This window comes from Pseudorhodoferax sp. LjRoot39, assembly GCF_964253035.1.
In the GTDB taxonomy this organism is placed as follows: Bacteria; Pseudomonadota; Gammaproteobacteria; order Burkholderiales; family Burkholderiaceae_C; genus Pseudorhodoferax.
Genome location: NZ_CAXUQL020000001.1, coordinates 6838875 through 6860156, shown reverse-complemented (window position 1 = coordinate 6860156; position 21282 = coordinate 6838875). Strand labels below are relative to the sequence as shown.

The 21282-nt window shown below is 68.7% G+C and carries 16 protein-coding genes; 11 read left to right on the top strand and 5 right to left on the bottom strand.

Going from position 1 to position 21282, the window contains the following annotated elements; translation table 11 throughout:
* Window positions 1–8 precede the first annotated feature (8 nt).
* Window positions 9–1724: a tannase/feruloyl esterase family alpha/beta hydrolase gene (locus tag ACSQ4M_RS32050; protein ID WP_436193397.1), complete on the bottom strand. Its 1716-nt coding sequence runs from the start codon at window positions 1722–1724 to the stop codon at window positions 9–11.
* A gap of 372 nt (window positions 1725–2096) precedes the next feature.
* Here ACSQ4M_RS32050 and ACSQ4M_RS32045 point away from each other — a divergent pair, with 372 nt between their 5' ends.
* The 6 genes from ACSQ4M_RS32045 (at window position 2097) to ACSQ4M_RS32020 (ending at window position 12147) form a co-directional block, all read left to right on the top strand.
* Window positions 2097–3581 carry a PAS domain-containing sensor histidine kinase gene (locus ACSQ4M_RS32045; RefSeq protein WP_436193396.1) on the top strand — a complete coding sequence of 495 codons (1485 nt, stop codon included), beginning with the start codon at window positions 2097–2099 and terminating at the stop codon, window positions 3579–3581.
* Between the two features lie 2 nt (window positions 3582–3583).
* Window positions 3584–3970: a response regulator gene (locus ACSQ4M_RS32040; protein WP_436193395.1), complete on the top strand. Its 387-nt coding sequence runs from the start codon at window positions 3584–3586 to the stop codon at window positions 3968–3970.
* A gap of 1 nt (window position 3971) precedes the next feature.
* Entirely contained in the window at window positions 3972–7736 is a 3765-nt protein-coding gene (locus ACSQ4M_RS32035) for an EAL domain-containing protein (protein WP_436193394.1), read from the top strand.
* 233 nt (window positions 7737–7969) lie between these two features.
* The gene (locus ACSQ4M_RS32030; protein ID WP_436193393.1) at window positions 7970–8476 is read left to right on the top strand and encodes a chemotaxis protein CheW; all 507 of its coding nucleotides are present in this window, start codon (window positions 7970–7972) and stop codon (window positions 8474–8476) included.
* A 20-nt stretch (window positions 8477–8496) separates the two neighbouring features.
* Window positions 8497–10257 (top strand): methyl-accepting chemotaxis protein, encoded by a 1761-nt coding sequence (locus tag ACSQ4M_RS32025; RefSeq protein WP_436193392.1) that lies wholly within the window; start codon window positions 8497–8499, stop codon window positions 10255–10257.
* 147 nt (window positions 10258–10404) lie between these two features.
* The gene (locus tag ACSQ4M_RS32020; RefSeq protein ID WP_436193391.1) at window positions 10405–12147 is read left to right on the top strand and encodes a methyl-accepting chemotaxis protein; all 1743 of its coding nucleotides are present in this window, start codon (window positions 10405–10407) and stop codon (window positions 12145–12147) included.
* Window positions 12148–12255: 108 nt separating this feature from the next.
* Here the strand turns inward: ACSQ4M_RS32020 and ACSQ4M_RS32015 are convergent, their stop codons facing one another.
* Window positions 12256–13038: a response regulator gene (locus ACSQ4M_RS32015; protein ID WP_436193390.1), complete on the bottom strand. Its 783-nt coding sequence runs from the start codon at window positions 13036–13038 to the stop codon at window positions 12256–12258.
* 73 nt (window positions 13039–13111) lie between these two features.
* Window positions 13112–13771 (bottom strand): response regulator, encoded by a 660-nt coding sequence (locus ACSQ4M_RS32010; RefSeq protein ID WP_436193389.1) that lies wholly within the window; start codon window positions 13769–13771, stop codon window positions 13112–13114.
* Window positions 13772–13886: 115 nt separating this feature from the next.
* On the opposite strand from ACSQ4M_RS32010, the gene ACSQ4M_RS32005 reads away from it, so the two are divergent.
* From ACSQ4M_RS32005 to ACSQ4M_RS31990, 4 genes are all read left to right on the top strand, one after another.
* Window positions 13887–14258 carry a response regulator transcription factor gene (locus ACSQ4M_RS32005; RefSeq protein WP_436193388.1) on the top strand — a complete coding sequence of 124 codons (372 nt, stop codon included), beginning with the start codon at window positions 13887–13889 and terminating at the stop codon, window positions 14256–14258.
* Window positions 14259–14344: 86 nt separating this feature from the next.
* Window positions 14345–15040, top strand: a complete 696-nt coding sequence (locus ACSQ4M_RS32000) for an HD-GYP domain-containing protein (protein ID WP_436194100.1) — start codon at window positions 14345–14347, stop codon at window positions 15038–15040.
* 16 nt (window positions 15041–15056) lie between these two features.
* Complete coding sequence (locus tag ACSQ4M_RS31995) at window positions 15057–15848, top strand: ABC transporter substrate-binding protein (protein ID WP_436193387.1); 792 nt, start codon at window positions 15057–15059, stop codon at window positions 15846–15848.
* Window positions 15845–18370 (top strand): sensor histidine kinase, encoded by a 2526-nt coding sequence (locus tag ACSQ4M_RS31990; RefSeq protein WP_436193386.1) that lies wholly within the window; start codon window positions 15845–15847, stop codon window positions 18368–18370. Before ACSQ4M_RS31995 ends, ACSQ4M_RS31990 begins: the two co-directional genes overlap by 4 nt.
* 8 nt (window positions 18371–18378) lie before the next feature.
* Here ACSQ4M_RS31990 and ACSQ4M_RS31985 read toward each other — a convergent pair whose 3' ends face one another.
* Entirely contained in the window at window positions 18379–20025 is a 1647-nt protein-coding gene (locus ACSQ4M_RS31985; RefSeq protein WP_436193385.1) for a hypothetical protein, read from the bottom strand.
* 93 nt (window positions 20026–20118) lie between these two features.
* Here ACSQ4M_RS31985 and ACSQ4M_RS31980 point away from each other — a divergent pair, with 93 nt between their 5' ends.
* Complete coding sequence (locus ACSQ4M_RS31980; protein WP_436193384.1) at window positions 20119–20652, top strand: GAF domain-containing protein; 534 nt, start codon at window positions 20119–20121, stop codon at window positions 20650–20652.
* Window positions 20653–20670: 18 nt separating this feature from the next.
* Here ACSQ4M_RS31980 and ACSQ4M_RS31975 read toward each other — a convergent pair whose 3' ends face one another.
* Window positions 20671–21099, bottom strand: coding sequence for a TA system VapC family ribonuclease toxin (locus ACSQ4M_RS31975; RefSeq protein ID WP_436193383.1), 429 nt, complete (start codon window positions 21097–21099; stop codon window positions 20671–20673).
* Between the last annotated feature and the right edge of the window lie 183 nt (window positions 21100–21282).

The following is a 21282-nucleotide window of genomic DNA, read 5'->3' as shown; positions in this document are numbered from 1 at the left end:
CCCTGGGCTCACTGCGTGGCGCAGTTGTAGTTCTGCGCCAGGTTCGCGTCGCCCGCGCCGCGGTAGCGCGGCCAGGCCGGGTAGTCGCACAGCGGGCGGGTGCGGCCGGGCACGCCGGCCGTGTCGGCCACGGTCTGGGCCGGCGGCACGGTGCCGCGCTCGACCCAGTTCTCCAGTGTGGTCAGCGAGTCCCAGGCGGCGTTGAACACGCTGCTGGCGGCGTGGCCGTAGCCCGGGATCTCGTAGTAGCGCATGAAGCTGTCCACGGTGGCGGCGCCCATGGCATTGCGCAGGCGGGCCCAGTACTGCTGGGTGGCGCGCGTGCTGACCAGCGCGTCGTGCGTGCCGTGCGCCATCAGGATCTTGCCGCCGCGGGTGCGGAAGGCCGACAGGTCGGTCTTGTTCGCGTCCTGGATGCCGGTCAGCGCGACGATGCGCGCCTGCCAGGCACCGGGTGCCTGCGGATCCAGCGTCAGCGAATTGAAGCTGGCGTCGCGCGTGACGAAGTACTTGACCCACTGGTCCCAGAAGGTGCTGCCGTAGGGCGGCATGGTGGTGGCCGTGACGGCCGGCATCGGGTTGGCCGGCTGCTCGGTGCCCAGCGACAGCGTCAGCACCGTGGGCTGCAGCGGGCTGCTGCCGGGGTTGCCGAAGTCCGTGCCCCAGGTGTTGAAGCCGGGGTAGGTGGTCTCGCCGCTGGCCAAGGCGTAGGGCAGCACCAGGGGCGTGTTGAAGGTGTCGAAGGAGGCGATCTGCGCATCCGACAGGCAGCTGTCGCCCAGGTCCGCGCCGCCCGCGCAGCGCACGGGCGCGCCGTTCAGCGCCGCGCTGGCCAGGTTGAAGCTGGTGTTGCAGGCGGGCATGTTGCTGATCAGCCCGTCGCTGACGCCGTCCAGTCCGTCGCAGGCCGCGAGCGCCGCGTTGTAGGCCAACTGGCGCTTGGCCCGGCTCGGGTAGGCGCCGGGCTGTGCCAGCTGGCGCGTGATGCGCCCGAACTGCAGATCCAGCGCGGCGGCGTTCCAGGCCGGATACAGCACGATGGCGCCGTCGAAGTCCTGTGGCCAGTTGCCCACGGCCAGCAGCGCCTCGCGCCCGCCGGTGGAGCCGCCCGCGAAATAGGTGCGCTTGGGTGCCTCGGCGTAGTGCTTGCGGATGATGGCCTTGGCCACGTCCAGCGTCTTCTTGAGCGCGTCGCCGGCAAAGTTGGCGAGCGCCTCGTCGTTGGCGCCGAAGCGGCCATCGCGGCTGCCGTCGGCATTGGCCTGGTGGCCCGAGTCGCTGCCGAAGGTGGCGTAGCCGCGGCCCAGCGGCACGGGCTGGTCGGCCGGGCCGGCCGGCACGTTGCCCAGGCCGGTGGCGATGCTGCCGTTGTAGCCCCCGCCGCCGAACATCATGGCCTTGCCGTTCCAGCTGGTGGGCAGGTTGACCTGGAACAGGATCTTGGGGGCGTTGCCGTCCACCGGCTGGATGCTGCCCAGCACCTTGCAGTACTCGCCCACTGCGGTGGCGCCGCTGCCGGCTGCCGGCACGACCGCGGTGCTCGTGACGGTGGCGCCCTGGGTGCGCAGACCGATGGCGCTGGCGGCCACCGTCATGCCGTTGAGATCGGCGCAGGCCACGGGGTCGTCGTCCGAGTTGCAACCGGCCAGGCCAGCCAGGACCAGCGATGCAGCGAGCAGCGAAACCGGGAACCGGCCCCGTTGGGGCCATGTCGTGCGTGCCATTGTGTGTCTCCGAGGGCTATTGGATGGACCGCGCGTGGGCACTGCCGACCGTGGCGCCACGCGCGCCGTCCGCGCCAGGGGCCCGGACCGCCGCATGCTAGCGCGTGGCGGCTGGCCGCGAGCGGGTTCAGGTGGACGTGTCGCGCCGCCACACCGCCGCTCTCCAGCGACGGGGCCGTGTCGGCGCAGCGCTTCTTGAGCGCGCAGCCGGTGGCGCCCAGCCCCAGGGCTGAATCTTCCGCCCGACGGGCCGCGCCATGCGGATGTCGGCGCGTGTCGGTGGGCTCCAGGCACCTTCACAATCTGATCACAATTCATTGCAAATCAGGTGCAAAATTGCGCCAAGAACGGAGCAAACAAAGGGCGAGCATCATGCGTGTCTTCGATGTCGTCGACCTATTGAAGACCCAGTTTCCGGACGCCGCGATCCTGACGAGCGTCACCGGCAGCGTGACGTACTGGAGCCTCGGCGCCCAGAACGTGTTCGGGTATTCGGAGTCCGAGGCCGTGGGGCGCGACCTCGCGGAGCTCATCGTTCCCCAGTCGCACGCCCACGAGCATGTACAGCGCATGCAGGAAACCTTGCAGAGCGGCCTGGTCACCTTCGAGTCGGTCCGGCGCAGGCAGGACGGCTCCTTGCTCTATGCCGATGTGTCGGCCAAGCGCGTCACCTTGCCGGACGATACGGAACCCCTGATCCTGCTCGTGGAGAAGGACGTCACGCCCATCAAGGTGATGCGCGACGCGCGTTTGATGGAGGCGCGCTTTCGCGACCTGCTGGAGTCCACGCCGGACGGCATCGTGATCGCCAATCCCACCGGCCACATCGTCATTGCGAACAGCCAGGCGGAGCGCTTGTTCGGATACGCCGTCGGCGAGCTGCTGGGCAAGTCGGTCGACCTGCTGCTGCCCGAGCGTTTCCGCAAGGCGCACGTGGGCCATCGCTCCAACTACCTGTTCCAGCCGCGCAAGCGGGCCATGGGCTCGGGCCTGGATCTGGCGGGCCGCCGCAAGGACGGCAGCGAGTTCCCGATCGAGATCAGCCTGTCGCCGCTGCACACCGACGAGAGCGCATTCGTGATGAGCGCGATCCGCGACATCAGCGAACGCAAGAACTTCGAGAAGACGCTGCAGGAGAAGAACCTGGAGCTGGCCAACGCCAACCAGGCGAAGGACCGCTTCCTCGCCAGCATGAGCCACGAGCTGCGCACACCGCTGAACGCCATCATCGGCTTCACCGGCACGCTGCTGATGAAGCTGCCCGGCCCGCTCACCGCGGACCAGGACAAGCAGTTGCGCACGGTGCAGGGCAGCGCCCGCCATCTGCTGGCGCTGATCAACGACCTGCTGGACGTGGCCAAGATCGAGGCCGGCAAGACGGAACTGCGTCCCGAGGCCATCGACTGCCGTGCCGTGCTGGAGGACGTCATCGCCACCCTGCGGCCGCAGGCGGAACTGAAAGGCCTGGCGTTCGCGCTGACGATGCCGCCAGAGCCCTGCCCGTTGCTGACCGATCGACGCGCACTGAGCCAGATCGTCATCAACCTGACCAGCAACGCGATCAAGTTCACCACCGCGGGCTTCGTGCGCGTGTCGCTCACCCACGAAGCGACCGCCACGGGAAGGCGCACCGACATCGCGGTCGAAGACAGCGGCGAAGGCATTTCCCCGGCCGACCAGACCAGGCTGTTCGACGCCTTCAGCCGCATCGAGCAGCGCGGCGGCGTGCAGCCCGAGGGCACCGGCCTGGGCCTGCACCTGAGCCTGAAGCTGGCCACGCTGCTGGGCGGCGACATCCTGGTGCACAGCGATACGGGCCGCGGCAGCCGGTTCACGCTGACCCTGCCGGAAACCTGACCATGCCTGCACGCATCCTGGTGGTCGAAGACAACGCCGCCAACCTGGAACTGGCCCGCTACCTGCTGGCCAGTGCCGGCCACGAGGTGCTGCTGGCGACGAACGGCGTCCAGGGCCTGGAGGTCGCCACGCGCGAGCGGCCCGACCTGATCATCAGCGACCTGCAGATGCCGGTGCTGGATGGCTACGGGCTGATCGCCGCGCTGCAGCGCACGCCTCCCTGCGACAGCATCCCGGTGCTGGCCTTGACGGCGTTCTCGATGCCAGGCGACCGCGAACAGATCATGCGTGCCGGCTTCGCGGGCTACCTGTCCAAGCCGATCGAGCCGGAACGCTTCATCGACCAGATCGCCGCATTCCTCGGCGGCACTCCGCAAGCCGTTGGCTGACATGGCACGCGTGCTGGTCGTCGATGACGTCGCGGTCAACCGCGAACTGGTGGTCACGCTGCTGCGCTATGCGGGCCACGAACTGGTCGAGGCGGCCAATGGCGAAGAGGCGCTGGCCCAGGCACGCGCGTTCCGGCCCGACCTGGTGGTCTGCGACATCCTGATGCCGACGATGGACGGGTACGAGTTCGTGCGGCGCCTGCGCAGCGATCCGGCCATCGCCCACACCGAGATCGTGTTCTACACCGCGACCTTCCTGGAAGAGGAGGCCCGCGTGCTGGCCGCCGCCTGCGGCGTGCGGCATGTGCTCTCCAAGCCCTGCGAGCCCGAGCGGATCCTCGCCACCGTGCAGGCGGCGCTGGCGAACGACGGCCCGCCGACGGCGATGGCAACCGCTGCGCCCGGTTTCGAACGCGACCACCTGCGGCTGGTGACGGACAAGCTGGTGCAGAAGGCGCAGCAGCTCGAACAGGCCAACGGCCGGCTCGCGGCCCTGATCGACCTGGGTGTGCGCCTGGCCTCCGAGCGCAATGGGGCCGCATTGCTCGAGCACTTCTGCGACGGCGTGCGCACCCTGTTCGGCGCGCGGCTGGTGGTGCTGTCCGTGCTGGACCACGCGGAATCGACGCAGATGCGCGTCGTCGCGCGTGGCGGTCCGGATGGACAGGCCGACGCCGTCGGGCGGCTGCAGGCGGAACTGGCGGAGGTCGGCGAGGACGGCGGCTCCAGCCGCTTCGATGCCACAGGCGGCTGCGCCACGCTGCGCGGCCTGGTGCACCGGCATTTCCCCGGTGTGCCCAGTGCCCTGCGGGCACCAGTGGTCTCGCTGCGCAGCCGCTACGGCTGGGTCCTTCTGCTCGACAAGCTGAACAGCGACGGCTTCGACGAGGACGACCAGCGCACCCTGGCCGTGCAGGCCGCGCAGGTCGGTCGCTTCTACGAGAACAGCAACCTGTATGCCCAGGTGCAACAGCAGGTCGGTCTGCTGCAGATCCAGGCCGATGCACGCGAGCGCGAAGGCGTGCTGCTGCGGCTGGAACACCAGGTGGCGCGCGCCCTGGCCAGCGTGGACACGATGGACAGCGCCTTGTCCAGCGTGCTGCAGGCCATCTGCGCATCCCAGCACTGGGCCATCGGACGCTTCTGGCAGGTCGACGAAGCCGCCGGCGTGCTGCGCCTGGCTGCGCAATGGCGGGCGCCCGCCATGGACGTGCTGGTCTCGGACGCCGAGGACGTGACGGTCCTGCGGCCCGGGGAAGGCCTGGCCGGACGCGTGTGGCGCACCGCCGAGCCGCTGTGGATTCCCGACCTGCGCGCCGAGCCCAGGCTGATGCACCGGGCCGTGCTTCCCAACGAGGGCGTGGTCAGTGCCACGCTGTTCCCGTTCTTCAGCGGTGGCCGAGTCCTGGGCGTGCTGAGTTTCCTGGGGCGCGACCGGCGCGAACCCGACGCGCGCATCCAGGCCTCGGCGCGCGTGATCGGCGACCAGCTGGGCCAGTTCGTGCAGCGCAGGCGGGCGAAGGACGCGCTCAGGGCCTCCGAGCATTTCATCCGCGCCACGCTGGATTCGCTGCCTGAGCACGTGTGCGTGATCGACAGCACGGGGGTGGTCCTGACCGTCAACCGCGCCTGGCGCACGTTCGCGCAGGTGCACGCCGAGCCGGCGCTGCTGCACGCCCCGGAAGGCGCGAACTACCTGCACGCCTGCGCGCAGGTGCAGGGCGCACAGGCGGTCGACGCACGCGCCCTGGCCGCCGGCATCCAGTGCGTGGTCCAGGCGCAGCAGGAGACGTTCACGATGGAGTACGCCTGCGATGCGCCCACGCAGGCGCGCTGGTTCGTCGCGCGCGTCTCGCGCTTCGCCGGGGATGGCCCGGTCCGCGTGGTCGTGACGCACGAGGACATCACCGAACGCAAGCAGGCCGAGCAGCGCATCCGCCGGCTGCACCGCGTCTCCACCGTGATGAGCGACATCAACGCGCTGGTCCTGCGCGCCAAGGAGCGTGACGAACTCTTCCGCGATGCTTGTCGCGTCGCCATCGAGACCGGCCGGTTCAAGATGGCGTGGATCGGCTTGCTGCACGCGGATCCCCTGCGCGTCGAGATCGTGGCCGGCCAGCACGACGGCACGGCGAGCGGCTACTTCGAGCATCTGGGCGCCGAGCTCCACAAGCACCTGGACACCGGCAGTCTGCAGTTCGAGCAGATCATCGTGCGCCAGCAGCCGATCGTGGTGAACGACATCGACCGCAGCCCCTGGATGTCGTTGCGGGAGTCGTCCCTGAAGGCCGGAGCCAGGTCCGCCGTCGCCCTGCCGCTGGTGGTCGCGACGGTGACGCGTGGGCTCCTCATGCTCTATGCAGACGAAGTGGACTTCTTCGACGCGGACGAGATCAAGCTGCTGCGCGAGTTGGCCGGCGACCTGTCGTTCGCGATGGACCACCTGCACCAGGCCGAGCAACTGAATCACCTGGCCTACTACGATGCGTTGACGGGCCACGCCAACGGCATGCTGTTCAACGAACGCGTGGCCCAGTTCCTGGATGCCGCCGGAACCACCCACACGCGCGTGGCCATCGGGGTGCTGGACATCGAGCGCTTCAAGTCCATCAACGACCTGTGGGGCCGGCACACCGGCGACGAGCTGTTGCGCCAGGTGGCGGGGCGAATGCTGGCCGCCTTGGGCGACCGCAGTCGGCTGGCGCGCGTGGGGCCGGACCAGTTCGGCATGGTGATCCAGAACGCGCCGCAGGGCATCGAACTCCTGAGGACCTTGACCGACTTCATCCGGTCCTGCTTCGGCGAGGTGTTTGTTTGCGGCGGCACCGCCATCCACGTAGCGGCCCGGCTCGGGGTGGCCATCTGTCCGCAGGATGGCGCCCATGCCGAGACGCTGTTCCGCCATGCCGAGGCGGCCGTCAAACGCGCCAAGCGGTCCTCCGAGCGCGTGCTGCTGTACGACGCGCAGGTCGGCAGGGCGATCACCGAAAAGATCGCGCTGGAGATGCGGCTGCGCGATGCGCTGGCGCGCGAGCGCTTCGTGCTGCACTACCAGCCCAAGGTGGATGCCCAGACCCGTTGCATCGTCGGCGTGGAGGCCTTGATCCGCTGGCAGGATCCCGAACTCGGGCTGGTGCCTCCCTTCAAGTTCATTCCCTTGATGGAAGAGAGTGGCCTGATCGTGGAGGTCGGCTCCTGGGCCCTGCGCCAGGCGGCACAGGACCGTCGGCGCTGGATGGCACGCGGCCTGGCAGCGCCTCCCGTCGCGGTCAATGTCTCGGCCGTTCAACTGCTCAGGCACGACTTCGTCGACACCGTGCTGGCGGCACTGGGCGGCAGCTCGGGCAGCGAGGCCGGCATCGAGCTCGAGATCACCGAGAGCGCGGCGATGGAGGACGTGGACAACACCATCGACAAACTCGGGCGCCTGCGCGAACACGGCATCGCGCTGGCCATCGACGACTTCGGCACCGGGTATTCGTCCCTGGCGTACCTGAACCGGCTTCCCGCGCAGGTGCTGAAGATCGACCGGGCGTTCACGGTGGCCATGCACGACGACGCCAGCAGCATGACGCTGGTGTCCACCATGGTCTCGCTGGCGCACGCGATGCACATGGCGGTGGTGGCCGAAGGCGTGGAGACCGAGCAGCAGGCCGAGACGCTGCGCCGGCTGCGGTGCGACCAGTTGCAGGGCTACCTGATCAGCCGCCCCGTCCCCGAGCCGGACTTCGCGCACATGCTCCAGGCCGCCGCCGCCGTCCGTTAGCGCGCTCCGATCTCCATGGCATCCGCACTCTGCCGGAGCCGCTTTTCCACTCCTGAATCCCTGCGCGGGATCGCGGATGGCACGCCCCGTCAGAGTGCCCACCCCAGTCCATCCGAGAAGATTTTAACGAACAGATCCATTTAAATCATTTTACCGATCATATTTATCATTTTAAAAGTACATTCACGGTCACCCAAGCCAACTCCTCCCCGTCCAAACCTGGAGCCATTCACATGACCGTCGATCCAGCTCTCCATCGAAGCCCCGAACGCAGCGCCGTTGCGTGCGCCGTGCCGCAGGAATACCTCAGCTTTCGGCTGGGTTCCGAAGAGTATGGGATCAGCATCCTGTGCGTTCAGGAGATCCGCTGCTACGAAGCGCCGACCCGCATCGCCGGTGCCTCGGCGTTCATCGCGGGCGTTCTGAACCTGCGTGGCGAGATCGTGCCGGTGGTCGACCTGCGGATGCGGTTCGATGCGGTGCCGAGGTTCGACGCGATGACCGTCACGGTCGTGCTCAATCTTCCCCGCTGCACCGTGGGCGTGGTGGTGGATTCGGTCTCGGATGTCCTCGACCTGAAGGCCGAGGACATCCATCCCACCCCGCGATTCAGCAGCGCCATCGATGCGCGCTACATCATCGGCGTTGCCAGCGTCCGCCAAGACCAGCACGAGCGCGTGCTGATGCTCCTGGACATGGAACAACTCGTCGCCAGCGCCGACATCGGCCTGGCACGCTGAACGCTCGAAGGAACTTCACCATGACACGCAAGAACATGACCGTCCGGACCCAATTGATCTCCGCCTTCGGTGCTCTCGCCCTGTTGGTGCTGCTGGTCGCAGGACTGTCGTTGATGGCGCTCAACGATGCCAACCAGAACTTCGTTCGCTACGTGGAGGGGATCAATGCCCGCGCGACCATGGCGGAGAGGGTGCGGACCGCGGTAGACCGGCGTGCCATCGCCGCGCGGAACCTGGTGCTGGTGACCCGGGAGGCCGACCTGCAAGCCGAAAAGGCAGATGTGGAGCGGGCCCAGCAAGACGTCACCGAGCGCATGGCCAAGCTGCTGCAGATGGCCTCCGCGGACGGTGTCTCCCAGAAGGCACGCGAGCTGATCGCCGACATCGCGCGCATCGAGAAGCAGTACGCGCCGGTCGCGCTCGGCATCGTGGATCTGGCCCTCAAGAAGCAGACCGACGAGGCGGTACGCAGGATGAACGACGAATGCCGCCCGCTGCTGGCGGCGTTGACGAAGGCGACCAATGCGTATTCGAGCTACACCGAGGAACACGCTGCACAGATGATCGAGGATGCCGAGCGGCAGTTCGAGACGGAGCGCAACTACCTGCTGCTGGCCTGCGCTCTCGCCTTCATCGCGGCGGCAGTGGCCGGCACACTCATCGTGCGGCGCCTGTCGCGCGCCCTGGGTGCCGAACCCGCCGAGCTGAGCGTCGCGGCCGAGAAAGTGGCCATGGGCGATCTGAGCCCGGTCACGGGTGCCCGGCATGCGCCGGCCGGCAGCGTCCTGGCCTCTCTCGGCGCGATGCAGGCCAGCCTGGGTGCCATCGTCCAGCAGGTTCGCGCGGCTTCCGACTCCATTGCCACTGGCTCCACCCAGATCGCCACCGGCAACGCGGACCTCAGCCAACGCACCGAAGAACAGGCCAGTGCCTTGCAACAGACGGCCGCCACGATGGACGAACTGGGCAACACCGTTCGCCACAACGCGGCAAACGCCCAACAGGCCAATCAACTCGCGTTGGGTGCCTCCAGCGTGGCGGTCAAGGGCGGAGAGGTCGTCAACGAAGTCGTCAGCACGATGAAGGGGATCAACGAAAGCTCCAAGAAGATCTCGGACATCATCGGGGTCATCGACGGCATCGCCTTCCAGACCAACATCCTGGCGCTGAATGCAGCGGTCGAGGCGGCCCGGGCCGGTGAGCAAGGGCGAGGTTTTGCAGTGGTCGCCGGCGAAGTCCGCAACCTGGCGCAACGCAGCGCACAGGCGGCCAAGGAGATCAAGACCTTGATCTCCACCAGTGTCGAGCAGGTGGAACAGGGTTCTGAGCTGGTGGACCGCGCCGGGCGGACCATGGAAGAAGTCGTCGGGGCGATCCGGCGGGTCAGCGACATCGTCGGCGAGATCAGCTCGGCCAGTAGCGAACAGAGCACTGCTGTCGGACAGGTCGGCGAGGCTGTCTCGCAGATGGACCAGGTGACCCAGCAGAACGCGGCCTTGGTCGAGGAAAGCGCGGCAGCCGCAGAGAGCCTGCGCAACCAGGCCGATCAACTGGTTCAGGCGGTCGCGGTGTTCTCGCTCGAAGGCGATGGTGCGGCGCATGCCGCGGTGCCCTCCACACCGGCTGCGCAGCGCGCAGGTCGCTTGGAGCGTCGTCCTGCCGCCAACGTGATCCGACCGGCATTCGGTTCGATGCAGCGCTGCGCAGCGCATGGCGCTGTGCAGACCGCAGGCCCTGCGCGGCTGCCCAAGACCGGCAGCGACGACTGGACCAGCTTCTGACACTGTGGCCGCGCCGAAAAGGCCAACGGCGAGAGACCGTCGAAGAGGGCGCCCCCGCGAGAGCAGGCGTGTCCTGCCCCCCAGGGTCCTGGCAGGCCTTCTTCGACACCAACACCAGACCCCCCATTTCTCGATGAAGAACTGAACATGCTTGCCAACCTCAAGATCGCCCACCGCTTGAAACTGATCCTCGGCTTGCTGGGCGCCATGCTGCTGGGCGTCGCGGCGCTGGCCCTGTGGCAGATGGGCGCGATGCGTGCATCCACGCAGGAGATCACCAGCAACTGGCTGCCCAGCGTGGAACTCATCAACGCGATGAACACCAAGACGTCGGATTTCCGCATCGGCGAGATCAGCCATGTGCTGGCCACCGACAACGCGGACATGGCGGCCATCGAAAAGGAGATCGCCGTCGTCAAGGCTGCGTTCGACCAGAACCGCGACGCCTACGTCAAGCTCATCAGTTCGGACGAGGAGCGCAAGATCTACGAGAGCTTCGCCAGCGACTGGAAGCTCTACCTGCAGATGCATGACCGTTTGATCGAAGCCTCGCGCAAGAATGAGACGGAACGGGCCCGCGCCATGCTGGACAAGGAGTCCAAACCCCTGTTCACCCGCTTCTCGGCCACGTTGGAGAGGCTGGTCAAGCTCAACCACGACGGCTCGGTCGCCGAAAGCATCGCCAGCGACGGCGCTTACATGACGGCGCGCAACGCGATGGCGATTGCCGTGGCGCTTGCCTTGGTGCTGGCATCGGCGGCGGGTTTCTGGTTGATCCGCTCCGTCACCGGTCCCCTGGGCCAGGCGCTGGCCGCCGCAAACCGGGTCGCGGCCGGTGATCTGAGTGTCACGGTCGACACCAGCGCGCAAGACGAAGCAGGCCAGGTGCTGCAAGCCCTGGACCGGATGCGGTCCAGTCTGGCGCAGGTGGTGGCCAACGTTCGCTCGAACTCCGAAAGCGTGGCCACGGCCAGTGTGGAGATCGCCGATGGCAACCAGGATCTGAGCCAACGCACGGAAGAGCAGGCCAGCGCGCTGCAGCAGACTTCAGCGACGATGGAGCAACTGAACAGCACGGTGCGTGCCAATGCCGAAAGCGCCAGGCAGGCCGACCAGCTGGCGCAGGGCGCATCGGCCGTCGCCGCGCAAGGCGGCGAGGTGGTGGGCCGGGTTGTCACCACCATGCAGGACATCAGCGAGAGCAGCCGCAAGATCGGCGACATCATCGGCGTGATCGACGGCATCGCCTTCCAGACCAACATCCTGGCCCTCAACGCCGCGGTGGAAGCTGCCCGTGCGGGCGAGCAAGGCCGAGGCTTCGCCGTGGTGGCCGGCGAGGTGCGTACCCTGGCGCAACGCAGCGCCGAGGCAGCCAAGGAGATCAAGGCGCTGATCGGCCGCAGCGTCGAGCAGGTGGAGCACGGAACGGCGCTGGTGGACCAGGCCGGCAAGACCATGGGCGAGATCGTCGGGTCGATCCAGCGCGTCAGCACCATCGTCGCGGAGATCAGCTTGTCCAGCACCGAGCAGAGCGCGGGGATTGCCCAGGTCGGCGAGGCCGTCGGCCAGATGGACCAGGTCACCCAGCAGAACGCCGCCCTGGTGGAAGAAAGCGCTGCCGCCGCGGCCAGCCTGAAGGACCAGGCGCAGCAGTTGGTTCAGGCGGTGGCGGTCTTCAAGCTGTCGCGGGAGGACCACGCAGGCGCGGCCAGTGCGCCGGCCCCCTCCGGGAATGCTCCGGCGATTGAGCGCCGCGGCCCGGACCGGGCGAGGAATGTCATCCGTCCGGCGTTCACGTCCAAGCCCTTGGCGAAGGCACTGGGCTCCAAGCCGAACCATGCAGCCGACGCTGCGGCAAAGACCGGCACGGACGGTTGGTCGGCGTTCTGACGATCGGCTGGCGCCCTGCCTCAGTCTGCAGACCCGCCCGCGCCATCTGTTGCTTCATCGGATCACAACGCAATCGAGCCGCCAGTGGTGGACTTGTTCAGCGTTGCCTTAACCGTTGGACCTTGCGATCAGGCCCTGCAACGCGGTGCGCAACACGGGCCATTGCTGCGCCACCACGGCCCAGTCGTTCTGCGCACTCGCGAGGTCGATCGCGCGCGCCGCATCGAGCGCCAGGTCCTGGCCCAAGGCCTGCAATACGGACTTCAGGGTGTGGCCAAGGCGGCGCATGGCCGCCGCATCCCGCGCGGCGAGCGCCCGGTCCCCTTCCACCACGTCGTACGGAAACTGCTGTTCGCAGGCTTCGCGGTACAGGCGGTAGATGCGCGCGTTGCCGCCGAAGTAGGTGTCGATGGCGCTGGGCGGCGCGGCCTGTGCGGTGGCGGCGCGGCAAGCCGGCCCCGCGTCGAGAGCGTCGCGCACGCATTGGCGCAGCTGTTCGACCGACACCGGTTTGTGCAGCAGGCGCCAGGCGCCCAGCGCCAGCAGATCTGCACTGATCTCCGCGTTCAAGCCCGCACTCATCACGGCCACCCGCGGCCCGCTGCCCAGGGCCGGCTCGTCCCGCAGGCGCTGCACCAGGCTGCGGCCCGACTCGCCCGCCAGCATCAGGTCGGTCAGCACCAGCGCGCAGGGCGCGGCCGCAAGTTCGGCGATCGCATCCACGATGCAGCCCGTGCTGCGCAGTTCGACCCCCTGGTCCTCCAGCACGGCATCGACGAAGCGGCGCATCGCAGGGTCGTCCTCGACCAGCAGGACGCGGGGCAGGTGCAGCGGCGGGCCTTCGGCTTCGCCTGCGGTGCGCGTGGCTTCGGGCGGTCGGGTGGGGCTCACTGGTGCACCCTTCGGCCTGCAGCACGCCGCGTCAGGCGGGAGCGCACTTGCTGGGGACGGCCCGGCGCGGCGCTCATTCCCGTGGGCGGCCCATGCCGGCCAGGGCGCTGGCCAGCAGCGCCGGCAGTTCCAGCGCCAGCCTGGGCTTGTGGACCAGCGGCACACCGGCCAGCGCATAGGCATACGGGGCGCGCTCGGCCTCGTCCAGCGAGGTGATGACGATCAGGCGGCTCTGGGCGAACAGCGGCTGCGAACGCAGCGTGGCGATCAGCGTCGGCCCGTCGATGCCCGGCAGCAGCACATCGATGATCAGCACGTCGGGCTGCAGCTGTCCGTACATCGTGAGCCCAGTGATGCCATCGCTGGCGACATGCAGCTCCACGTCGGCGAAGGCGTCGGCGACCAGCAGCGACACCAGGCGCTGGAAGTGCACCGAGTCTTCGATCAGCAGCACGCGGCGCCTGCCCGCAGCGGTCGGCGTCGGCGCTGCGGCCCGGGGCGCAGCGGCCACGCTGTCCGGCGGCCTGGCGGCCTGGCCCGTTGTGCCGTCGCGTTGCGCCATCCATTGCGCGACCGATGCCCGCGCGATGCGGCGGTGCCCGCCCGGCGTCTTCCAGGCCGTCAGCTCCCCGCGGTCGACCATCAACTGTACGGAGCGCACGGCCAGGCCCAGGCGCTTGGCCGTTTCCAGGGTGCTCAGGGTTTCGGCACCGTCGGCCGCCAAGTTCTTCATGTGGCGTGCAGTTTTACCAGATTTCCGTGTCTCTTAGCATTTTCAGTTGAATCTGGCTCAAATGATAAATATGATAAACGCCAATCCAGCCCTGCCGGCTGATTCCGGAGTTCCCATGCGCAAGATCCTGATCGTTGAAGACCACGCCGACATCCGCAAGCTGCTGCGCATGACGCTCGAATTCGAAGACTACGACATCGAGGAGGCGGGCGACGGCGACAGCGGCCTGGCCCGTGCACTGCAGACGGCACCCGACGTGGTGCTGCTGGACGTGATGATGCCGGGGCTGCTCAACGGTCTGGACGTGTGCCGCCGCATCAAGAACGACCCTGCGCTGCAGCACACCAGGGTGGTCATGCTGACCGCGCGGGGCCAGAGCGGTGACCGGGAAGCCGGCCTGCAGGCCGGCGCCGACGATTACCTCGTCAAGCCGTTTTCCACCTTGCAGGTGCTGGAGACGCTGCGCCGGGTCGAGGTGGCGGCATGAACACGCACACGCACACCCAGGCTGCGGCAGCGCCCGTGCCGACCGCCGGCTTGCGCAACAGCTTCGACGCCGCCGCATCGGCCCAGATGGAGCGTTTCGTTGCCGACTTCGGACGCATGTACCGCGAGCGCAACGAAGCGCTGGTCCAGCTCACCCACGCCCACCACGAATCGCTGCTGCGCCTGTCGCTGGCCGCGGACTTCAAGGACGACGACACCGGCCTGCACATCGTGCGCATCGGCTTCCTGGCCGAGGCGCTGGCCTTGCTCCTCGGCGAATCCCGGGACAAGGCGCTGATGCTGCGCAAGGCCGCGCCGATGCACGACATCGGCAAGATCGGCACGCCCGACGCCGTGCTGAAGAAGCCCGGGCCGCTGACGCCGCAGGAGCGCGCGGTGATGAACCAGCACCCCGCGATCGGCCACAGCATCCTCGGGCGCTCGCGCGTGCCGCTCTTCGAACTGGCGGCCGAGGTGGCGCTGCACCACCACGAGCGCTACGACGGCAAGGGCTATCCGGCTGGCCTGGCGGCCGAGGCGATTCCGCTGTCGGCGCGCATCACCTCGGTGGTCGATTTCTACGACGCGCTGACCATGGACCGCGTCTACCGCAAGGCCTACAGCCCCGGGCAGGCACTGTCCATGCTGGTGCAGGAGCGCGGCAAGGCCTTCGATCCGCGCGTGGTCGACGCCTTCGTGGAGGGCTTCGACGGGCTGGAGACCTTGCGCCAGTTCATCAATGCGCAGAACCTCGATTTCCACGCCTTGATCGGCGCGCACTAGCACCGCAGGAGTCCGCATGTTCCGCCGCATCCTTCCCTCCCTTCTCGCGCTGTGCATGGCCCAGGCGAGCTCGCCCGCCATGGCCGGCGCCACCTTCGACCGCGTGCAGGCCAGCGGCGTGGTGCGCGTGTGCATCTGGCCCGACTACTACGGCATCACGTTCCGCAGCCCGCGCACCGAGCAGCTGGGCGGCATCGACATCGACCTGTCGGGCGCGCTGGCCAAGGACCTGGGCGTGAAGATCCGCTATGTGGATTCGTCGTTCAGCACGCTGATCGCCGACCTGACGGCCGACCGCTGCGATGTGGCGATGTTCGCCATCGCCATGCTGCCGCAGCGCATGGAACACCTGCGCTTCACGCGGCCCTACCTCAGCAGCGACATCTACGCCATCACCACCAAGAGCAGCGCGGTGGTGAAGGACTGGAGCGACATCGACCAGCCGGGCGTGCAGGTCGCGGTGCAGGCCGGCACGTTCATGGAGCCGGTGATGGCGGCGCAGCTCAAGCAGGCGCAACTGGTCAGGATCAAGCCGCCCGCCACGCGTGAGCTGGAGCTGGAGGCGGGCCGTATCGACGTGTTCATGACCGACTATCCCTACAGCCGGCGCCTGCTGGACAACGCCGACTGGGCACGCCTGATCGCGCCGCCCAAGCCCTTCCACGTGCTGCCCTACGCCTATGCCACCAAGCCGGGCGACGACGCCTGGTTCAACGCCGTCGATGGCTTCGTGGCCCGCATCAAGCGCGACGGCACGCTGGCCCAGGCCGCGCGCAGGCACGGGCTGGTCGACATCCTTGCACCATGAGCCAGCCCGACCGCCGCCGCGGCATGCCCCGGTTCAGCACCCATGCCGGGCTGTCCAGCTGGCTCGCGCTGGCGGCCGGCGCCTTGCTCGCCTGCGCGGTGGCGCTGGCCACGGCCTGGGTGGCCTGGAGCGACCGCGCCCAGGCCATCGACGCCGAACAGCGCCAGCTCGAACTGCTGGCGCGCGTGCTGGACGAACAGGCCACGCGCACGGTGGAGACGGCCTCGGTGGCCTTGAGCGGCCTGGCCCGGGCCGCTGCGCTGCAGCGCCTGCCGCAGGACCGCGAGGCGGCCCAGCTCGGCCTGGCGCAGGTGCTCGTGGGCCTGCCCTTCGTGCGTTCGGCCGCGGTGCTGGACCTGCAGGGGCAGGTGCTCGCCAGCTCGGTCGCGGGGGAAGCCGGCATCGCGGTGGACATCGACCGGCTCGGCAAGCTGCCCACGGCCGAGCACGACGTGGTCGGCCCGTTCGTCGCCGCGCGCGGGCTCGGCGGCCTGCGGCGCGGCGCGGCCGTCGCCAGTCCGCGCGGGCTGGGCTTCATCCCCTTGATGCGCCAGTTCAGGTCGGAGACGGGCCGGCCGTTGCTGCTGGTGGGCCTGATCAACCCCGATGCCATTGCCACCTACCAGCAGCTGAGCCTGGGCGACGCCAGCAAGACCGCGCTGGTCGCGAGCTATGCGGGGGAGGTGCTGGCCGCCTCCGACGAGGCCGGCCTGCAGCGGGACCGCAATGTGGCCGACCTGAAGGTGTTTCGCGAACTGCTGCCGCGCCACGAATTCGGCAGCTACCGGGGGACCGGGCTGTCGGGCGAGCAGGACATGGTGGCCTACCGCACCTCGCGCACACGCCCGCTCGTGACCATCGTGAACCAGCCAGTGGCTGCGGCCGTGCAGCGCTGGGAGCGCGGCGCACGCGGCTTCGTGGCGGTGGGTGTGGGCGCCATCGCCGTCATCCTGGCCCTGTCCGCCCTGGTGTGGCGCAGCCTGCGCGCCCGGGAGGCCGCGCGCCGCCTGCGCGACGAAGCGCAGGCCCGCGTGGCCCAGAGCCAGCAGGAGATGGCGGTGGTGATGAAGAGCGTGCAGGAGCTGCTCTTTCGCACCGACGTCGACGGCGCTATCACCTTCGTGAACGCGCGCTGGTCGGCGCTGCGCGGGACGAACGTCGACAACGCGATCGGCAGGCCGCTGCACACCCTGGTGCGCCAGGAGAGCAGCGCCGCGGTGCAGGCGCTGTTCCGGCCCGGGGCCGGCCTGGGAACGCGCTCCACCCAGGCCCGGGTGATGACGCCAGCGGGCCGCGAGCTGCTGCTGGATGTGGCCGTCGTCCCGGTGCTGGTGGACGGCCAGCTGACCGGGTATGCCGGCAGCGCCGTGGACATCACCGAGCGCTGGGAGGTGCAGCGCCAGTTGCAGGCGCAGCTCGCCTTGAGCGAGAAGCTGCTGGAGGTCAACCCCTTGCCGATCTCGATGACCGACAGCGGCGGGCGGCTGGTGCTGGTCAACCAGGCCTGGCAGGACTACAAGGGGCTGGCGCGCAGCGCCGTGATCGGCCGCAGGTTCGACGAGGTGCTGCGCAGCGAAGAGGGGCTCATGCACCGCCAGGGCGACCGCGAGGTGCTGGGCGGGGGCGGCACGGTCCACTTCGAAGCACGTGTTCGCAACGCGGACGGCAGCCTGCGCAGCACCCGCGTCATCAAGGCGCTGGTGCCCGATGCACAGGGCGGCACGGCCGGCATCCTGAACGTGCTGATGGACGTGACCGATTTCCGCGAAGCCGAGCGCGTCACCCGCGAAGCCAAGGACGCGCTGGAAGAGACCTCGCGCGCCAAGTCCGAGTTCGTCGCGAACATGAGCCACGAACTGCGCACGCCGCTGCAGTCGATCATCGGCTTCTCGGAACTGGGCTGTCTGCGCGGCCAGGGCCAACCCAAGCTGGCCGGCATGTTCGAGGACATCCACGCCGCCGGCCAGCGCATGCTGGCACTGGTCAACGACCTGCTGGACGTGGCCAAGATCGAGAGCACGGTCGGCACCTTCCACCTGGAACGCATCGACCTGCGCGGGCCGTTGCGCACCATCGTGCGGGAACTGGAGCCGCTGGTGAACTCACGCCGGCTGGACCTGCGCCTGCAACTGGCGGACGTGCCGCTGCTGGCCAAGGCCGATCCGCTGCGCTTCCAGCAACTCATGCGCAACGTGATCGCCAACGCGATCAAGTTCTCGCCGGAGGGCGGCACCGTCGAGATCGTCGGCGAGATCAGCCCCAGCCATGAGCTGCACTTCTGCGTCCGAGACCAGGGGCCCGGCATTCCCCAAGCCGAGCTCGGCAAGATCTTCGAGGCCTTCGTGCAGTCCAGCAAGACCAAGGACGGATCGGGCGGGACCGGCCTGGGCCTGGCCATCTGCCGCAAGATCGTCGAGGCGCATGGTGGACGCATCCACGCGGAGAACCTGGCACGCGGTGCGGCGTTCCATGTCCATCTGCCGATGCGCGCGATGGCGGAGACGGTGCCGGCCTCGCTCTGAGGCGCTGCTCAGCCGTCGCGGCGCCACACGGCCGCGAACGCCAGGCACTTCTGCCACACCGTGGCCCGCTCGTCCGACAGCACGTCCAGGAAGTCCGACAGCTTCTTGGACTTGGCCATGGTGTAGACCGTCAGCATGGTCGTGAGCACGAACACGATCGCGAAGATGGTGAGCCGGCGCGACAGCGGTGCATCCGCCTCGGCCAGCAGGTTCATGCCCAGGAAGCCGGTGGTCACGGTGCCGATCAGGCCGAAGATGGTCACCACCGTCAGCCGCACCACGGTGTTGGCCTGGCGGCGCAGGCTGTCGCTCTCCAGGTACTGGGCCATGTCGGCGATGCGTTCCTTGACCTCGCAGTAGGTGGCGTCCAGCTTGAGGTGGCTAGCGCACATGCCCCACAGCGCGCGCACCAGCGCCTGCTCGGAAATCTCGTGGAACCAGTAGCGGTGCGTGAAGCGCAGGAAGCCTTCGAAGGCGCCGCGGATCGAGCGCTTGAAGCGGCGCACGCTGTCGGCGCTGCCCACGTCCAGGTCGCGCAGCGCCTCGACGAGCTTGTCCGAGTACATCAGCAGCGCGGCCTTCTGGAAGTGCGCGATCAGGAACAGCAGGAAGTGCTGGTGCCGGAACTGGGCCAGCACGCCGCGGTCGCGGCAGCCATAGAGCACCGAGTCGGACCGGCCCACGACGATCAGCGAATGGCCGTTGCACAGGTAGCGCGTGTCCGGCGCGGCGCCGCCGGCGCTCCAGAAGCGGTCGTAGCAGAAGCGCTGCTCGAAGTCGGCCAGGTGCTCGTCGGCGAAAGGCAGGGCGCGGTTGTCGCCCGAGCCCGTGACCAGGCCCAGGCGCACGAAATCGGCACGCGAGAGCGCGCGCGGGTCGTTCAGCGCCAGGTAGGCCATGAGCGGCATGCGGTAGTACTCGATCTGGCGGTAGCGCAGCGCGCCGCTCTGGTCGGAGTAGTCGGGCACCAGCGGCTCCAGCATGGCGGCCCAGTGCGTGGCGATGCGCGGCGCGCGGTGCTCGGCCACATGGGCCAGGAAGGCGTCGCGCTGGTGCGCATCGGAGCGGGTCAGCACCCGGCCCTGCGCGTCCAGCCATTCGGCGTCGGTCAGGCAGTGCAATGGCTGGCCGGCGGCGTCCCAGCCGGGCGGGTAGCCGCGGCCGAAGCGGTACATGAGTTCCTGCGCCTGTTCCAGTGCGAGGTCGTCGGCGCTGACCTCGAGGTTGAACAGCACCAGGTCCACGTCGAGGAAGAAGTACAGGTCGGCGTGGACGATGGACAGGGTGACCGGTGCGTCGCCGGGCCGGGCCGTGAGGCGCACGGCGGCGATGTCGTGGCGGCGGAACACGCGCATCGGCGAGCCGTGCAGCGTGGCGCCACCCGTGCGCCCGTGGCGGCCCTCACCGTACAGGAAGCGCTGCACATAGGGCAGGAAGGTCACGAACTCGTTGTAGTGCCGTTCGTGGAAGCGGCAGGTGTCGCCCGTGTATTCGTCCACTTCCTCCTGCCAGGGCGAGCCGGCCAGGAGTTCCCAGGGTTTGGCGCCGGAGCCGCCGCCCAAGGGCATGAGGCGCAGCGGCCACAACAGGATCTGGCGGAAGTGGCGAACCCGGGTGGGGTCTTCGGTGCCGGTGGCAGATTCCGAGGGCGTCATGGGGCGAGCGGCGTGCTGCGGATGGGGCAGTGTAGGCCGGGTGCGCTGCAATAATCCGCCCGCCTGTCCACCCGCCATGACCAGGAGTCCGCCATGCGGCCGCCCGCCCTGCCTGCCACCGAATCCCAACGCATCGCCACGCTGCGCGATCTGCTGATCCTCGACACCGAACCGGAGGCGCGTTTCGACCTGATCACCGCCTACGCCGCCTCGCAGTTCAAGGTGCCGATCGCGCTCGTGAGCCTGGTCGACGCGGACCGCCAGTGGTTCAAGTCGTGCATCGGCCTGGAGGCCAGCGAGACGCCGCGCGACATCAGCTTCTGCGGCCATGCCATCCTGCAGCCCGAGATCCTGGAGGTCTCCGATGCAATGGTGGATCCGCGCTTCGCCGACAACCCGCTGGTCACGGGCGATCCGCGCATCCGCTTCTACGCCGGCTGTCCGCTGGTGATGGCCAATGGCGAGTCGGTGGGCACGCTGTGCCTGATCGACCGCAAGCCCAAGCGCCTGAGCGCCTGGGAGCGCGAGCATCTGGCGGTGCTGGGCAAGATGGTGGCGGCCGAGTTGCAGGGCGTGTCGGCCGGCACGGTGCAAGGGCGGCCGAACATCCCGGCCTTCTACGCCTGAGCCCTTCGGGGGAGGGGCTCAGCCCGCTTCCAGCAGCTCGAACGGCCCCCCGGCAAACGCCTGGGCCAGGAGCTTGTCCAGCGTGAGCAGGCGCATGCCGTGGTGCTGCGCCAGGGCGAGCAGGTAGGTGTCCGTGGTCTGGCGCGGCCCGCTCAGCAGGCTGAAGTCGCAGGCCGTGACGGCGGGGTGCTCGGCCAGGTAGGCGTGCTCGGCGTCGGCGCACAGCGCCTGCAGCGCGGCATGGGCCTGCGGCGGCGACAGGGTGCGGCTGAAGATGCCGCTGGTGCAGGAGATGCGCACGAAGCCCAGCTGCGTGATGGCGCAGGTGGCCCAGGCCGCGGCCGTGTCCAGGCGCTGCACGACGGCGGCATGGGCTTCGTGCTCGACCCAGCCCAGCGCCACCAGCGTGTTGACGTCCAGCAGCACGGCCGGCTGGCGTGCCGCCATCGGCGCATTGGCACATCGTCACAGCACGCCTTCGTCGTCTCGGTGCTGGCGCGCAGGCCCTGCTGCACCAACTGGCCGAGCAAGCGCGCCATGGACATGTTCTGTCGCAGGGCCTGCCGGCGCACGGACTCGTGCACGCCCGGGTCGAGTTTGATCGTGGTGCGCATGGTGGAGATGGATCAA

What these genes read in the sequence shown, in the direction of transcription:
- ACSQ4M_RS32035 (WP_436193394.1), top strand. Translation starts at nt 3,972, where the DNA reads ATGGCACGCGTGCTGGTCGTCGATGACGTCGCGGTCAACCGCGAACTG.
- ACSQ4M_RS32010 (WP_436193389.1), bottom strand. Translation starts at nt 13,771, where the DNA reads ATGAAGAACTTGGCGGCCGACGGTGCCGAAACCCTGAGCACCCTGGAA.
- ACSQ4M_RS31975 (WP_436193383.1), bottom strand. Translation starts at nt 21,099, where the DNA reads ATGGCGGCACGCCAGCCGGCCGTGCTGCTGGACGTCAACACGCTGGTG.
- ACSQ4M_RS31995 (WP_436193387.1), top strand. Translation starts at nt 15,057, where the DNA reads ATGTTCCGCCGCATCCTTCCCTCCCTTCTCGCGCTGTGCATGGCCCAG.
- ACSQ4M_RS32025 (WP_436193392.1), top strand. Translation starts at nt 8,497, where the DNA reads ATGACACGCAAGAACATGACCGTCCGGACCCAATTGATCTCCGCCTTC.
- ACSQ4M_RS32030 (WP_436193393.1), top strand. Translation starts at nt 7,970, where the DNA reads ATGACCGTCGATCCAGCTCTCCATCGAAGCCCCGAACGCAGCGCCGTT.
- ACSQ4M_RS32050 (WP_436193397.1), bottom strand. Translation starts at nt 1,724, where the DNA reads ATGGCACGCACGACATGGCCCCAACGGGGCCGGTTCCCGGTTTCGCTG.
- ACSQ4M_RS32000 (WP_436194100.1), top strand. Translation starts at nt 14,345, where the DNA reads ATGGAGCGTTTCGTTGCCGACTTCGGACGCATGTACCGCGAGCGCAAC.
- ACSQ4M_RS32045 (WP_436193396.1), top strand. Translation starts at nt 2,097, where the DNA reads ATGCGTGTCTTCGATGTCGTCGACCTATTGAAGACCCAGTTTCCGGAC.
- ACSQ4M_RS31985 (WP_436193385.1), bottom strand. Translation starts at nt 20,025, where the DNA reads ATGACGCCCTCGGAATCTGCCACCGGCACCGAAGACCCCACCCGGGTT.
- ACSQ4M_RS32020 (WP_436193391.1), top strand. Translation starts at nt 10,405, where the DNA reads ATGCTTGCCAACCTCAAGATCGCCCACCGCTTGAAACTGATCCTCGGC.
- ACSQ4M_RS31980 (WP_436193384.1), top strand. Translation starts at nt 20,119, where the DNA reads ATGCGGCCGCCCGCCCTGCCTGCCACCGAATCCCAACGCATCGCCACG.
- ACSQ4M_RS32005 (WP_436193388.1), top strand. Translation starts at nt 13,887, where the DNA reads ATGCGCAAGATCCTGATCGTTGAAGACCACGCCGACATCCGCAAGCTG.
- ACSQ4M_RS31990 (WP_436193386.1), top strand. Translation starts at nt 15,845, where the DNA reads ATGAGCCAGCCCGACCGCCGCCGCGGCATGCCCCGGTTCAGCACCCAT.
- ACSQ4M_RS32040 (WP_436193395.1), top strand. Translation starts at nt 3,584, where the DNA reads ATGCCTGCACGCATCCTGGTGGTCGAAGACAACGCCGCCAACCTGGAA.